Origin of the sequence: Micromonospora globbae, from assembly GCF_003610785.1 — a bacterium.
In the GTDB taxonomy this organism is placed as follows: domain Bacteria; phylum Actinomycetota; class Actinomycetes; order Mycobacteriales; family Micromonosporaceae; genus Micromonospora; species Micromonospora globbae.
The window spans coordinates 386321-400364 of the sequence record NZ_RAQQ01000002.1 but is presented as its reverse complement, the minus strand read 5'-3'; the positions used below and the strand labels follow the sequence as shown (position 1 = coordinate 400364).

At 72.6% G+C, this 14044-nt stretch carries 14 protein-coding genes; 2 read left to right on the top strand and 12 right to left on the bottom strand.

The genetic code is table 11. The features are described from left to right. Positions 1–160 precede the first annotated feature (160 nt). Positions 161–1246, top strand: coding sequence for a DUF3866 family protein (locus D7I43_RS04185; protein ID WP_120327015.1), 1086 nt, complete (start codon positions 161–163; stop codon positions 1244–1246). 1 nt (position 1247) lies between these two features. Here the strand turns inward: D7I43_RS04185 and D7I43_RS04180 are convergent, their stop codons facing one another. The 9 genes from D7I43_RS04180 to arc all read right to left on the bottom strand — a co-directional run bounded on the left by D7I43_RS04180 (position 1248) and on the right by arc (position 10607). Then, positions 1248–2393, bottom strand: a complete 1146-nt coding sequence (locus D7I43_RS04180) for an oxalate decarboxylase family bicupin (RefSeq protein WP_120327014.1) — start codon at positions 2391–2393, stop codon at positions 1248–1250. Between the two features lie 298 nt (positions 2394–2691). Next, positions 2692–2886, bottom strand: coding sequence for a hypothetical protein (locus D7I43_RS04175; RefSeq protein WP_120327013.1), 195 nt, complete (start codon positions 2884–2886; stop codon positions 2692–2694). A gap of 68 nt (positions 2887–2954) precedes the next feature. Beyond that, a complete protein-coding gene (gene pafA / locus D7I43_RS04170) occupies positions 2955–4313 on the bottom strand; it encodes a Pup--protein ligase (protein ID WP_120327012.1) in 1359 nt (452 codons plus the stop codon). 286 nt (positions 4314–4599) lie between these two features. Then, positions 4600–5430, bottom strand: a complete 831-nt coding sequence (gene prcA, locus D7I43_RS04165; protein ID WP_120327011.1) for a proteasome subunit alpha — start codon at positions 5428–5430, stop codon at positions 4600–4602. Between the two features lie 54 nt (positions 5431–5484). Further along, on the bottom strand, positions 5485–6324 hold the full coding sequence (gene prcB / locus D7I43_RS04160) for a proteasome subunit beta (RefSeq protein ID WP_192902055.1): 840 nt from the start codon (positions 6322–6324) through the stop codon (positions 5485–5487). Beyond that, entirely contained in the window at positions 6243–6656 is a 414-nt protein-coding gene (locus D7I43_RS04155) for an endonuclease VII domain-containing protein (protein ID WP_120327009.1), read from the bottom strand. The genes prcB and D7I43_RS04155 overlap by 82 nt, the downstream gene beginning before the upstream one ends. Before the next feature lie 78 nt (positions 6657–6734). Further along, on the bottom strand, positions 6735–6950 hold the full coding sequence (locus D7I43_RS04150) for a ubiquitin-like protein Pup (RefSeq protein WP_120327008.1): 216 nt from the start codon (positions 6948–6950) through the stop codon (positions 6735–6737). A gap of 108 nt (positions 6951–7058) precedes the next feature. Then, positions 7059–8576: a depupylase/deamidase Dop gene (dop, locus tag D7I43_RS04145; RefSeq protein WP_120327007.1), complete on the bottom strand. Its 1518-nt coding sequence runs from the start codon at positions 8574–8576 to the stop codon at positions 7059–7061. 249 nt (positions 8577–8825) lie between these two features. Next, positions 8826–10607, bottom strand: a complete 1782-nt coding sequence (gene arc / locus D7I43_RS04140) for a proteasome ATPase (RefSeq protein ID WP_120327006.1) — start codon at positions 10605–10607, stop codon at positions 8826–8828. 179 nt (positions 10608–10786) lie between these two features. On the opposite strand from arc, the gene D7I43_RS04135 reads away from it, so the two are divergent. Then, the gene (locus D7I43_RS04135) at positions 10787–11080 is read left to right on the top strand and encodes a ferredoxin (RefSeq protein WP_120327100.1); all 294 of its coding nucleotides are present in this window, start codon (positions 10787–10789) and stop codon (positions 11078–11080) included. A 75-nt stretch (positions 11081–11155) separates the two neighbouring features. Here D7I43_RS04135 and D7I43_RS04130 read toward each other — a convergent pair whose 3' ends face one another. From D7I43_RS04130 to D7I43_RS04120, 3 genes are all read right to left on the bottom strand, one after another. Then, positions 11156–11728, bottom strand: coding sequence for a hypothetical protein (locus D7I43_RS04130; RefSeq protein ID WP_120327005.1), 573 nt, complete (start codon positions 11726–11728; stop codon positions 11156–11158). 233 nt (positions 11729–11961) lie between these two features. Continuing rightward, positions 11962–12969 carry a tRNA (adenine-N1)-methyltransferase gene (locus tag D7I43_RS04125; RefSeq protein WP_406104209.1) on the bottom strand — a complete coding sequence of 336 codons (1008 nt, stop codon included), beginning with the start codon at positions 12967–12969 and terminating at the stop codon, positions 11962–11964. Next, positions 12966–14024: a site-2 protease family protein gene (locus tag D7I43_RS04120; protein ID WP_240032794.1), complete on the bottom strand. Its 1059-nt coding sequence runs from the start codon at positions 14022–14024 to the stop codon at positions 12966–12968. The genes D7I43_RS04125 and D7I43_RS04120 overlap by 4 nt, the downstream gene beginning before the upstream one ends. Positions 14025–14044: the final 20 nt, after the last annotated feature.

Here is a 14044-nt window from a genome sequence, read left to right as displayed (position 1 = left end):
TGGCGGGGTTCCGGGCCGCGCCGACCGCGGGCCGGCAACCCTCCCGGGCTGCGCTGACCGCGGGCGGGCGACCTCCCGGGCTGCGCTGACCGCGGGCGGCGACCCGCGGGGCGACCCCCCGCGCCCGGCCCCGGCGGGCCGCGCCGCTAGCGTGCCCGTCATGGTGCGATGGCGGTCCGGGACGGTGTCGGCGCTGCGGCGGCGGTGGGCCGGCGCGGTGGAACTGGACGTGGCCCTGCCCGACGGCACGACCATGCGGGCGCTCGCCTACCCGCACCTCGTCGGCGAGCCGCAGCCGGGCGACCGGGTGCTGCTCAACGCCGGCGCGCTGCTCATGGGCCTCGGCACCGGCGGGTACGCCCTCGTGGTGGCCCTGCCCGACCGGCTGCCGCCGGACCCGCCGCAGGCCGCCGACACCCGCGACGCGGGGCACCTCGTGAAGGCCCGCTACACCCCGCTGCAACCGATCCTGCTCGGGGTCGACGAGGAGGCCTCGCCCCACCGGGCCGTGCTGGAGGCCGCCGAGGACCTCGCCGGCCTGCCGGTGGTCACCGCCGACCTGCACTCGGCCCTGCCGGCGATCCTCGCCGGCGTCCGGGCCGACGCGCCGCACGCCCGCGTGGCGTACGTGCTCACCGACGGCGGCGCCCTGCCCGCCTGGTTCTCCCGCACCCTCGCCGGGCTGCGTGACGAGCTGGCGGGCACCGTCAGCGTGGGACAGGCGTTCGGCGGCGACCTGGAGGCGGGCACCCTGCACAGCGGGCTGCTCGCCGCCCGCCACGTGCTCCACGCCGACGTGGCCGTCGTCGCCCAGGGCCCGGGGAACCTGGGCACCGGCACCCGCTGGGGCTTCTCCGGGGTCGCCGTCGGCGAGGCCGTCAACGCCGTGGCCACGCTCGGCGGCCGCCCCGTCGGCTCGCTGCGCATCTCCGCCGCCGACCCCCGCCCCCGGCACCGCGGCGTCTCCCACCACAGCCTCACCGCGTACGGCCGGGTGGCCCTCGCCCCCGCCGACCTGGTGGTGCCCGACGACCTCGACCCGGCGCTCGCCGCCGAGGTGGACGCGGCGCTGGCGCCGCTGGCCGCGCGCCACCGGATCGTGCGGGTACGCACCGACGGGCTCGACGCCGCGCTGCGGGCCAGCACCGTGCCGCTGTCCACCATGGGGCGCGGCCTCGACGCCGACCACGCGTACTTCCTCGCCGCCGCGGCCGCGGGCCGCCACGCGGCCGCGCTGCTCGCCTGACTCAGCCCACGACCGACCGTTTCACCTTCGGCAACGCCTCGACCATCTCCCGGGGCAGGTTGAGCGTGTCCGCCACCACCTGCGCCGGCGTGAGCGCCATCCACTGGGCCAGCGAGATGTCCTCGAAGCGCGGCTTGCGGAACATCTCCAGGAACACCAGCGGCTCGGAGCCGAGGTTCTCGATGTAGTGGCCGTACGCGAACGGCACGTACCCCACGTCGCCGGCCCGGAAGTCGAACGTCCGCGCCAGCCCGCTGCTCGCGAAGACCCCCATCCGGCCCTGCCCCGAGATGTAGTACTGCCACTCGTCGTCCGTCGGATGCCAGTGCAGTTCCCGCAGACCCCCGGGGTCGATCTCCACGAGCGCCGCGCAGATCGTCGTCGACGCGGCGAAGTTCGACACGTCCGCGACCCGGACCCGGCCGCCGGGGAAACGCTGCGGCTCCTGCGCCAGCATCCGGTGGCTGAACGTCCGCGGCACGTCACCGGTCGGGCTGATCACCCGGTCCTGCTCCAGCGGCGGCGGCACCTGCCCCGCGAAGATGTACTTCTCCCGCTCCGGCAGGCGCTCCAACTGCTCCGGCGTCCAACCGAAGTTCTTCGCCAGCACCTCGCGGGGCGTGTGCGCGAAGAAGTCGCTGATGAGGAACGTGCCGTTCTCCGAGAACGCCCCGTCGTCGAACACCAGCAGGAACTCCACCCCCTCGTCGAGGGCCTGGATGTGGTGCGGCACCCCCTGCGGGAAGAACCACAGGTCCCCCGCCCGCACGTCGTCCAGGAACGTGCGCCCCTCCTGGTCGACGGCGCTGATCCGGCAGCTGCCCCGCAGCACGTACGCCCACTCGGACTGCTTGTGCCAGTGCAGCTCCCGGTACGCGCCCGGCTCCAGCGCCATGTCGACACCGGCCAGCTCGGTGGCGATCGGCAGCTCCCGCTGGGTGACCTCACGGGTCCACCCGCCCCGCTCGATGCGGGTGTGCGCGTCGGAGAACGAGAACCGCAGGTTCGGCAGCGTGCCCGCGTCCGTCGGCGGCGGGGTCAGCAGATCCGGGTTCTGCTGGTCCCGCAGCACGTCCCGTGGACCCGTGTCGAGCCAACCCCTGCCGTCCCACTGCGGCTGGGGCACCGTCGTCGTCTCATCGGCCATGCGTCGCCTCCCGCGTCGTGGCGTCCCGGTGGCCGCCGGCGCGGGGTCGTACGTGGCGCTGACCGCGCGGCGGCGACGCCGGCCGGTTACCCGCCGGGGCGACCCGCCCGGGCCAACCCCTGGCCCACCCGGGTCACGCCCACCCCTCCCCCTCCCTCCCCGCCGCTCCCCGCCCCTCTCCGCGATCTTGCACTTTCGGCCCCGGCATTTGGGGCGAAGGCCGCGAAACAGGGGCCGAAAGTGCAAGATCGCCGGGGAGACGGGGGCGGGGCGCGCGGGGCGGGGCGCGCGGGGGCGGTCAGACTAGGAAGATCAGGGCGAGCCAGCCGCCCACGATCAGCACCAACGCGAGCGCCAGCACCCAGGTCGGCACCGTGTACTCGCCGCGCCGGTTGCGCTCGATCTCGGCACGGATCTTCTCCCGGCGGCGCTCGACCCAGTTCAGGCGCTGCTTGCCGCCCTCGGGAGGCTCGGGACTCGAGGATGTCGTCATGGCCCGGCCAGCCTACCGGGCCGGTCGGCTCGACGGCGCGCGCCACCGCCGAGCCGACCGCCCACCGGTCACATGCTGGCGATCAGCCGCTCGACCCGCTCGTCGTACGCCCGGAACGGGTCCTTGCACAGCACGGTCCGCTGCGCCTGGTCGTTGAGCTTCAGGTGCACCCAGTCGACGGTGAAGTCCCGCCGCTTCTCCTGGGCGTGCCGGATGAACTCGCCCCGCAGCCGCGCACGGGTCGTCTGCGGCGGCGTCTCCTTCGCCTCGAAGATCTCCGGGTCGGTGGCCACCCGGTCCACCTCGCCGCGCCGCTCCAGCAACGCGTACAGGCCGCGGCCCCGGCGCAGGTCGTGGTACGCCAGGTCCATCTGCGCCACCCGCGGATGCGACAGCGGCAGGTCGTGCTTGCGCTGGTACCGCTCGATGAGCCGCAGCTTCGTCACCCAGTCGATCTCCCGGGCCACCGGCTCCAGGTCACCCGTCTCCACGGCCCGCAGCACCCGGCCCCACAGCTCGACCACCCGCTTGGCCGTCTGGTCGCCGCCCCGCCGCTCCACGAACTCGGTCGCCTTGGCCAGGTACTCCTGCTGGATCTCCAGCGCGCTGATCTCCTTGCCGGACGCGAGCCGCACCTTGCGCCGGCCGGTGATGTCGTGCGACACCTCGCGGATCGCCCGGATCGGGTTCTCCAGCGACAGGTCCCGCATCACCACCCCCGACTCGATCATCCGCAGCACGATGTCGGCCGTGCCGACCTTGAGCAGCGTCGTGACCTCGTTCATGTTGGAGTCACCGACGATCACGTGCAGCCGGCGGTACCGCTCGGCGTCCGCGTGCGGCTCGTCGCGGGTGTTGATGATCGGCCGGCTCCGGGTGGTCGCCGAGGAGACGCCCTCCCAGATGTGCTCGGCCCGCTGGGACAGGCAGTACACCGCCCCGCGCGGCGTCTGCAGCACCTTGCCCGCCCCGCAGATCAACTGCCGGGTGACCAGGAACGGGATCAGCACGTCCGCCAACCGGCCGAACTCCCCGTGCCGCGACACCAGGTAGTTCTCGTGGCAGCCGTACGAGTTCCCGGCCGAGTCGGTGTTGTTCTTGAACAGGTAGATCTCACCCGCGATGCCCTCGTCGTGCAGCCGCTTCTCGGCGTCGACGAGCAGCCCTTCGAGGATCCGCTCGCCGGCCCGGTCGTGGGCCACCAGGTCGACCACCGAGTCGCACTCGGGCGTGGCGTACTCGGGGTGGGACCCGACGTCCAGGTAGAGCCGGGCACCGTTGCGCAGGAACACGTTGCTGGACCGGCCCCAGGACACCACACGGCGGAAGAGGTAGCGGGCGACCTCGTCGGGAGAGAGCCGCCGCTGCCCGCGGTAGGTACAGGTGACGCCGTACTCGGTCTCGAGGCCGAAGATTCGCCGCTCCATGGTGTGACATTAGCCGCCCGGAAGCCCGATTGGGCAGCGCTCATGTCCGCGGACCCACGACGGCGCGGCCCGACCGTGCCCGCCGGCCCGGCGCCGCCGCCCCGCCGGGCACGTCGCCACCCGTGAAGATCCTGGTCACCGGCGGTCCATCGACCCGGCGTACGCGGCCGTCCCAGTTGGACGAGACGATCACCGACACCCGCCGACGCAGAAAACCGGACCGCCCGGCGGGAGGAGAAACTCCCCGCTCAGGCGGCCCGGCTCGCTCGCCCGCCGGCCGGACCCGTCAGGAACCGGCCTCGTCGGAGTCGCGGCGCTCCAGGTCGGCCGAGGCGGCCGACGTGGTCGGCTTGTGCGCCTCCTCCGTCGGCACGGTCGGCGTCTGCGGACCGCCGGCCGGCTCCTCCCCCGTACCCGCGCCGCCGTCCAGCAGCGACGTCAACGCCGCCCCGGTGATCCGCCGGAACGTCCGCCCGATCCGGCGCCGGTCGAGGACCGCCACCTCCAGCTGGTTCGCCGCTATCGTGCGGGCCGCGCCGCCCTCGCCGCCGACGCTGCCCAGCGCCCGCACGGCCACCTGCACCGCCTCACCGAGCGACATGTCCGGCCGGTGCTCCGACTTGAGCACCCCGGTGATCGCCTCGGCCTGCCCACCCATCGCCATCCGGCCCGGCTCGTCGTTGACCGAGCCGTCGTAGGTCAGCCGGTAGAGCTCGTCGTCGTCGGGCGTGGCACCCACCTCCGCCACGCAGATCTCCACCTCGAACGGCTTCGACTGCTCGGTGAAGATGGCGCCCAGGGTCTGCGCGAACGCGTTCGCGAGGGCCCGCCCCGTGACGTCCCGCCGGTCGTACGACAGGCCGTTCAGGTCGGCCATCCGCACGCCGGCGCGGCGCAGGTTCTCGAACTCGTTGTACCGGCCGACGGCGGCGAACCCGATCCGGTCGTAGATCTCACTGACCTTGTGCAGGGCGCTGGAGAGGTTCTCGGCGACGAAGAGCACCCCGCCCTCGTAGCTCAGGACCACGGCGCTGCGCCCCCGGGCGATGCCCTTGCGGGCCAGCTCGGAACGGTCGCGCATGATCTGCTCGGGCGAGGCGTAGAACTGCATGGCCACGGCGGCTGGTTCTCCTTAGCGCTGTGCGGACGACTGCTGACGGTGCGGACGGGCTCAGCCGCCCGGGTTCTCCATCCGGGCGGAGACCACGGCCTCCGCGATCGCCGCCGTCTCGGCGTCGGTGAGCCGGTGGGTGCCCTCCGCGGTCGCGGTCATCACCACCGGGTAGATGCGACGGGTCAGGTCGGGACCGCCGGTCGCCGTGTCGTCGTCGGCGGCGTCGTAGAGCGCCTCCACGGCCAGCCGGACCGCGTCGTCGATCGACAGCCCGGGCCGGAACCGCTTCTTGAGCGCCGACTTCGCGAAGAGCGAACCGGAGCCGATGGCGTCGTAGCCGGTCTCCTCGTACGGGCCGCCCGTCACGTCGAAGCTGAAGATGCGCCCGGCCCTCGCCGGGTCCGTCGCGGCCAGGTCGAAGCCCGCGAACAGCGGGATCACCGCGAGGCCCTGCATCGCGGCGCCGAGGTTGCCGCGGATCATCGAGGCGAGCCGGTTGGCCTTGCCGTCGAGCGAGAGCATCGCGCCCTCGATCTTCTCGTAGTGCTCCAGCTCCACCTGGAACAGTCGCATCAGCTCGATGCCGATGCCGGCGGTGCCCGCGATGCCGACCAGCGAGTACGCGTCGGCCGGGTGCACCTTCTCGATGTCCCGCTGCGCGATCAGGTTGCCCATCGTGGCCCGGCGGTCGCCCGCCATGACCACGCCGCCCTCGGCGGAGATCGCCACGATCGTGGTGGCGTGGGGGGCCATGTCGGCCGCCATGCCCGGAGGCAGGGGCCGTCGGCCGGGCAGCATCTCGGGTGCCACCTTGCTCAGGAACGAGGTGAAGGAGGACGTCCCCGCGTTGGTGAACACATCTGGTAGACGCCCGGATGGATCAAAACCCGCTGCCACGTGGTTCCTCTCAGATACGTGATCGCCCTGGCCAGCCGTTCGGGACTGTCACGGAACCGGCCAGGACCACCGTTGCAGTTGAAGCAGAGTATCCCGCGCACCCATCCGGTGCGATGATCGTGGTCCAGATGTTCCGGATCGGGGACGCCGCAGACCGCGCACACGCCGCCCTGCTCGGCGAGGAGCTCGTCGAACTCCTTCCGCCCGATGCCGTACGGCCGCCGCGGGTGGTACTCGCGATCGCCGCCGTACCGCCGCTGCCTGGTCTCCCTCGTCCGTCGGTCGTGGCAGGGCGCGTGCTGCTCGCACAGACCTCGCCGCGCCGCTTCCATTCCCCACAGTCGCGGCAACGGCGGCGGGCCGCCTTGATCATCCGGTCAAAGCGACATGTCCGCTTTGACCGGGTATAATCACTGACCTCCCTTTTGCACGTATCCCCTCACGAACTCCTCTGCGTTCTCTTCGAGGACCGAGTCGATCTCGTCGAGCAGGTCGTCGACGTCCTCGGTGATCTCGGCGTGCCGCTCGGCGACCTCCGGGTTCGCCTCGGTGGTGACGTCCTCGATCTCCTCGCTCTGGCGGGACTTGCCCGTCTGCGACTGACCGCCGCTGTCACGAGTGGCCATCTGTGCCTCCTCCAACGATCTCTTCCGAGAAACTTACCTCGCGGGGGCGACGAAAGGCCCGCCGCGCGCCGTTGTGGTCGCGCGACGGGCCCGTGGATGCGGGACGGGTCAGCCGCCGGTGAGCGTCTCCAGCAGATCCTTCGCGCTGGCGCACCGGTCGAAGAGCGCCCCGACGTGCTTGCGGGTGCCCCGCTCGGGCTCCATCATCGGCACCCGCACGAGCGACTCGCGTCCCACGTCGAAGATGACCGAGTCCCAACTCGCCGCGACGACCTCGGACGCGTACTGGGCGAGGCACCGGCCGCGGAAGTACGCCCGGGTGTCCTCGGGCGGCTCCGTCATCGCCGTGCGGGTCTCCTCGTCGCTGAGCAACGTCTTCATGGCGCCGCGCGACACCAGCCGGTGGTAGAGGCCCTTCTCGGGGCGTACGTCGGCGTACTGCAGGTCGACGAGTTGGAGCTTGTGCGAGCCCCAGCCGAGCTTCTCCCGCTCCCGGTAGCCCTCGAGCAGCCGCAGCTTCGCCACCCAGTCCAGCTCGTCGGCGCAGAGCATCACGTCGCGGCCGAGGCGGTCCAGCACGCTCTCCCACCGGTCGAGCACGTCCACGGTCTGCTCGTCGGCGTCGCTGCCGTAGCGCTCGTCCACGAAGGACCGCACCCGCTCGTAGTACGCCCACTGCACGTCGAGGGCGGTGAGCCGGCGCCCGTCGCGCATCCGCATGAGGTGGGTCAGGGAGGGGTCGTGGCTGACCGCGCGCAGCTCGTTGACCGGGTCGGCGATGCCGAGGTCGGGCCCGAGCGCCTTCTCCTCGATCATGGTGAGGATGAGCGCGGTGGTCCCCACCTTCAGGTAGGTGGAGATCTCCGACAGGTTCGCGTCGCCGATGATGACGTGCAGGCGCCGGTACTTGTCCGCGTCGGCGTGCGGCTCGTCGCGGGTGTTGATGATCGGACGCTTGAGGGTCGTCTCGAGGCCGACCTCGACCTCGAAGAAGTCGGCCCGCTGGGAGATCTGGAAGCCGTTCTGGCCGCCGTCCTGGCCGATGCCGACCCGGCCGGCGCCGCAGACGATCTGCCGGGTGACGAAGAACGGCGTCAGGTACGCCACGATGTCGGCGAACGGGGTCTGCCGCCGCATGAGGTAGTTCTCGTGGGCGCCGTAGCTGGCGCCCTTGTTGTCGGTGTTGTTCTTGTAGAGGTGGATCGGCTGGGTGCCGGGGATGGTGGCGGCCCGGCGGGACGCCTCGGCCATCACCCGTTCGCCGGCCTTGTCCCAGCGCACCAGGTCCAGCGGGTTGGTCACCTCGGGCGTCGAGTACTCGGGGTGCGCGTGGTCGACGTAGAGCCGGGCGCCGTTGGTGAGTATGACGTTGGCGAGCCCCAGGTCCTCGTCGGCCAGCGCCTCGGCCGGGTCGTACGCGGCGCCGGAGTAGGTGAAGCCGCGGGCGTCGCGCAGCGGCGACTCCTCCTCGTAGTCCCACCGGGCCCGGCCGCCGCGGTTGAGTTCCGGGCGGGCCCCGTAGGCGTTCACCACCTGGGAGGAGGTGACCATCGGGTTGGCACCGGCCTGACCGGGCACGGAGATGCCGTACTCGACCTCGGTGCCCATGATCCGTCGTACGCTCATCGACCTGCTCGCTCCGCTCGCCCGTCCGGTCCCCCGTCCCGTCGAGCGTAGTCGTCCGTGCGGCGGGCGGGGGCGTGGCGGGGGCCGCGCCGTCCGCACGGGGTGTGGAGGGTCCGCCGCGCGGGCGCGGCGGTCGCCGCCGCCGGCCGGGCGACGTGGGCGCGCGGTCCGCGGCGGGTGGTGGGTGCGGCGTACGACGGGGGCCCGGGGTGGCGCCCACCCCGGGCCCCCGTCACCGCACGGTGCCGGTCAGAGGTACTGGCCGGTGTTGCTGGCCGTCTCGATGGACCGGCCGGCCTCGGCCCCCTTGCCGCCGGAGACGAGCGTGCGGATGTAGACGATCCGCTCGCCCTTCTTGCCGGAGATGCGGGCCCAGTCGTCCGGGTTGGTGGTGTTGGGCAGGTCCTCGTTCTCCCGGAACTCGTCGACGCAGGCGTCGAGCAGGTGCTGCAGGCGCAGCCCCTTGCGGCCGGAGGTGAGGAACTCCTTGATGGCCATCTTCTTGCCCCGGTCGACGATGTTCTGGATCATCGCGCCGGAGTTGAAGTCCTTGAAGTAGAGGACCTCCTTGTCACCGTTGGCGTAGGTGACCTCGAGGAAGCGGTTCTCCTCGGTCTCCGAGTACATGCGCAGCACGACCGCGTCGATCATCGCCGCCACGGTGGCCTGCGGGTCGCCGCCGTGCTCGGCCAGGTCGTCCGGGTGCAGCGGCAGGTCGGGAAGGATGTACTTGGAGAAGATGTCCTTGGCCGCCTCGGCGTCCGGCCGCTCGATCTTGATCTTCACGTCGAGCCGGCCGGGGCGCAGGATCGCCGGGTCGATCATGTCCTCGCGGTTGGAGGCGCCGATGACGATGACGTTCTCCAGCCCCTCCACGCCGTCGATCTCGCTGAGCAGCTGCGGGACGATGGTGTTCTCCACATCGGAGGAGACGCCGGAGCCGCGGGTGCGGAAGACGGAGTCCATCTCGTCGAAGAACACGATCACCGGCGTGCCCTCGCCGGCCTTCTCCCGTGCCCGCTGGAAGATCAGCCGGATGTGCCGCTCGGTCTCGCCGACGTACTTGTTGAGCAGCTCGGGGCCCTTGATGTTGAGGAAGTAGCTGGTGTGCTTCTCCTCGCCCCGCCGCTCGGCGATCTTCTTGGCCAGCGAGTTGGCCACCGCCTTGGCGATGAGCGTCTTGCCGCAGCCGGGCGGCCCGTAGAGCAGTATGCCCTTCGGCGGGCGGAGGTGGTGCTCGCGGAACAGGTCGGCGTGCAGGAAGGGCAGTTCCACGGCGTCGCGGATCTGCTCGATCTGCGCCTGGAGGCCGCCGATGTCGGTGTAGTCGACGTCGGGCACCTCCTCCAGGACCAGCTCCTCCACCTCGCTCTTCGGGATCCGCTCGTAGGCGTACGCCGAGCGGGGCTCGATCATGAGCGAGTCGCCCGCGCGCAGCGGGGCGCCGACCAGGGTGTCGGCGAGGTGCACCACCCGCTCCTCGTCGGAGTGGGAGACCACCAGCGCCCGGTCGCCGGGCGTCCCGCCGGGGCTCTCCAGCACCTCCTTGAGCATCACCACCTCGCCGACCCGCTCGTAGCCGAACGCGTCGACGATGTTGAGCGCGTCGTTGAGCAGGACCTCCTGCCCGCGCCGAAGCTCGGCGACGTCGAGTGACGGCGACACCGCGACGCGCAGCTTGCGGCCGCCGGTGAAGACGTCGACGGTGCCGTCGTCGTGCCGGGCGAGGAAGACGCCGTAGCCACTCGGTGGCTGGGCGAGGCGGTCGATCTCCTCCTTGAGCGTCACGATCTGCGCGCGAGCCTCCTTGAGGGTGCTCACGAGCCGCTCGTTGTTCTCGGTCAGCCGCGCCAACTGTGCCTGGGTGGCCGCCAGCCGCTCCTCGAGCTGCCGGACGTGTCGGGGGCCTTCGGTCAACTTGCGCCGCACCAGAGCGAGTTCCTCTTGCAGGAACGCGACCTGCGTGGAGAGATCGTGGGCCTCCTTCTCCCACCGTGCGGCGCGCGAGTCCGCGTCGTCACTGCGTGCCACGTCCCACCTCCCCGGGGGGCTTGAACGTTCTGCCCTAACACTAGCCGCTATGAGCGCGATTCGGTCCCGCGCAACGCCCCTGTCACCGAACCTTGATCGCGAAGGGTGGGCCGACCGGGCCGGTGCGGCCGTTCCGGTACCGTCGGGGCGTGGGACGGGAGAACATGGGGGGTGCGCCGGTGGCGGAGGTCGCGACGGACCACCTCCAGGTCTGGGTGGACCAGGATCTCTGCACGGGTGACGGTCTCTGTGTGCAGTACGCCCCGGAGGTGTTCGAGTTCGACGTCGACGGCCTGGCGTACGTGAAGGGCGCCGACGGCGAGCTGCGGCAGGCTCCCGGCAGCCGGGTGGACGTGCCGGAGCACCTGCGTCTCGAGGTGATCGACTCGGCGCGGGAGTGCCCCGGCGAGTGCATCCACGTGGTGCGCGCGGGCGACGGCCTGGAGGTGGCCGGCCCCGACGCCGGCGACTGAGCGCTCCGCGGAGCGGGCACCGCGCCGGGGAGGGAGCGCCTGGTAGAGGGAGGGACGCCGCCCGGGGACTGCGCGCTACAGGAGCGGACGGCCGACCACCGAGGCGACGAGCCGGGCGAACTCCTCCAACCGGGCGATCTGCCCGGCCCCGCCGTCGTCGAGGGTCTTGCCGAAGCGCAGCGCGTCGTGCCGCGGCGCGCCGACCATCTCCTCCGGCGCGGACGCCTCGTCGAGCGAGCTGAGCAGCAGGTAGACGTCGATGCTGTCGACCCGGATGGCGCCGCTCTCGGAGCGGGTGAGCCGGCGCCGGCAGCCCACCTCGGTGACCGTGGAGACCGGCACCACCCGCAGGGAAGAGGTCATCGACCCGGGCGGCCCCTCCCCCGGCGGCACGTCCTCGCCGTGCCAGAGGATGAGCCGGCTGCCGTCGCAGACGACGACCTCCTGCCACACCCCGTTGACCTCGTTGACGAAGCGTTCCAGCGTGAAGCCCAGCACGGACGCCCCGCGCAGCACGCCGCCGAGCGCCTCCAGGGCGATGTCGGGGTCGCGCAGGTAGGCCCGCGCCGCCGACTCCAGGTCCTGGTAGGGCGACCAGTCCGGGAACACCGCGGGCAGGTCCCCACCGCCGTAACCCGGGCTGCTCATGCCGCCGCCTCCCACCGGTCGGCGCCACCATGAGACCCCACCGCACAGTGCCCGATGACTCGCTCGCTGCGCTCGCTCATGCCGCCGCCTCCCTCCGGTCGGCGCCACCATGAGACTCCACCGCACAGTGCCCGATGACTCGCTCGCTGCGCTCGCTCATGCCGCCGCCTCCCACCGGTCGACACCCTCGTCCGCGGACGCCCCGTCCGCTCATGCCACGTCACCCGTGCCGGTCACGGCCGGTCCGTCTCCTCCGCGGCCTCGGCCCGTACGCCGTCCGCCGCCGCGGCGGCCTGGCGGGCCGCCTCGGCCTCGCGCAGCACCTGCCGGCGCTGGACGTACGCCTCGGCGCCCTTGCTGGGCTTGCGGCGCCGCGGCGGCGCGGTGACGCCCGGGGCGAGCTTGCGGGCGGAGACCAGGAAGGCGGTGTGCGCGACCATCCGGTGGTCGGGGCGGACGGCGAGCCCCTCGGCGTGCCAGTCGCGCACCAGGGACTCCCAGGCGCGCGGCTCGGTCCAGCCGCCCCGCTCGCGCAGCGCCTCGACGAGCTCGGAGAGCTGCGGGGTGGTGGCCACGTAGCCGATGAGCACCCCGCCGGGCAGCAGCGCCCGTTCGACCATGTCGAGCATCTCCCACGGAGTGAGCATGTCGAGGATGATCCGGTCGAAGCCGGTCTCGGTGCAGCCGGCCACGTCGCCGACGTGCAGGTGCCAGGCGGGGTGCGGGCCGTTGAAGAAGGCCTCGACGTTGCGGCGGGCGATCTGGGCGAAGTCCTCGCGGACCTCGTAGGAGTGCAGTTCGCCCTCGGTGCCGACGGCGCGCAGCAGGGAGCAGCTGAGCGCGCCGGAGCCCGCGCCGGCCTCCAGGACCTTCGCGCCGGGGAAGATGTCGCCCATCGCGACGATCTGCGCGGAGTCCTTCGGGTAGATGACCTGGGCGCCGCGGGGCATGGACAGCACGTAGTCGGCGAGCAGGGGCCGCAGGGCGAGGAACGCGGTGCCGCCGCCGCTGGTGGTGACGACGCTGCCGTCGGGCAGGCCGATGAGCGCGTCGTGCTCCAGGATGCCGCGGTGGGTGTGGAACGCCTTGCCGGGCTCCAGGGTGATGGTGTGCATCCGCCCCTTCGGGTCGGTCAGCTGCACCCGGTCGCCGGGTGTGAAGGGGCCTCGGCGCGCCGGCGGCAGCTCCGGGCGGACGGGGGCGCCCGAGTCGGCCGGCACGGCGGAGGGAGTTGCGCTCACGTGTTCATCTTCCGGTCGGGTTCGAGGAGCTGGGCGAGATCCGCGATGTGCAGAACGCCGACGACATCTTCGCCTGCCGTCACGACGTACTGCGCGCCCGGGTGGGTCTGCACGGCCTCCATCACGCGTTCCCCGTCCAGCCCGACCGGGAGGGCGGGCAGGGCGGACAGCGAGCGGGTGACGGCGTCCACGGCGAGCCAGGGGCGGCGCTCGGGGGGCACCGCGGCGGCGGCGGCCGGGTCGACCAGGCCGACGGGGCGGCCGGCGTTGTCGGTGACCAGCAGCGCGGCACCGGGCGGGCCGCCCTCGGCGTGGCGGCGCTGCGCCTCGGCGAGGGGGGTGCCGGTGGGCACGGGCCAGACGGGCCGGGCGAGGCGGGTCAGGTCGATGAGCGGGAACCGGCGGCTGATCCGGGCGTAGCGGATCGACTGGCCGGCGCCGCGCCACAGGGTGAACGCGACGAGCAGCATGAGCGGCAGCGCGAGCGGCGCCAGGTGGCGGGTGAGGGTGAGCGCGGCGACGAGCAGGGCGGTGCCCGCGGCGACGACGCGCCCGACCCAGCCGGCCACCTCGGTGCCGCGGTGCCGGTCGCGGGTCAGCGCCCAGACGGCGGCACGCAGGGCCCGCCCGCCGTCCAGCGGCAGCCCGGGCAGGATGTTGAAGACCGCGACGATCACGTTGCTCACGGCGAGCTGGAAGGCGAGCTGGTTGGCGACGGTCCGGTCGGGCAGGGCGAGGGTGGCCGCGACGGAGAGCGCGCCGAGCACCGCGGACACCGCCGGCCCGGCGAGGGACACGAGCAGGTCGACGCGGGGTGACGGGGCGTCGCGGTCCATCTCGGTGTACCCGCCGAGCAGTTCGAGGGTGATCCCCCGCACGCCGATGCCGTACCGGCGGGCGGTGAGCGCGTGCCCGAGTTCGTGCAGGAGCACCGAGCCGAGCAGCGACACCACGAACCCGACCCCGATCACGTACCCGGCGAGCTGCGACAGCGCGAGCTGGTGGCGGGCGAACTCGGCGTACAGGACGGTGACCAGCAGGGCGAGCAGGAGCATCGAGCCGTTGAGGTACAGCG

Bases quoted from the DNA above. Each gene is read 5' to 3' on its own strand.
- D7I43_RS04185 (WP_120327015.1), top strand. From the start codon at position 161: ATGGTGCGATGGCGGTCCGGGACGGTGTCGGCGCTGCGGCGGCGGTGG.
- D7I43_RS04180 (WP_120327014.1), bottom strand. From the start codon at position 2,393: ATGGCCGATGAGACGACGACGGTGCCCCAGCCGCAGTGGGACGGCAGG.
- D7I43_RS04175 (WP_120327013.1), bottom strand. From the start codon at position 2,886: ATGACGACATCCTCGAGTCCCGAGCCTCCCGAGGGCGGCAAGCAGCGC.
- pafA (WP_120327012.1), bottom strand. From the start codon at position 4,313: ATGGAGCGGCGAATCTTCGGCCTCGAGACCGAGTACGGCGTCACCTGT.
- D7I43_RS04155 (WP_120327009.1), bottom strand. From the start codon at position 6,656: ATGGAAGCGGCGCGGCGAGGTCTGTGCGAGCAGCACGCGCCCTGCCAC.
- D7I43_RS04150 (WP_120327008.1), bottom strand. From the start codon at position 6,950: ATGGCCACTCGTGACAGCGGCGGTCAGTCGCAGACGGGCAAGTCCCGC.
- dop (WP_120327007.1), bottom strand. From the start codon at position 8,576: ATGAGCGTACGACGGATCATGGGCACCGAGGTCGAGTACGGCATCTCC.
- D7I43_RS04130 (WP_120327005.1), bottom strand. From the start codon at position 11,728: ATGAGCAGCCCGGGTTACGGCGGTGGGGACCTGCCCGCGGTGTTCCCG.
- D7I43_RS04120 (WP_240032794.1), bottom strand. From the start codon at position 14,024: ATGCTCCTGCTCGCCCTGCTGGTCACCGTCCTGTACGCCGAGTTCGCC.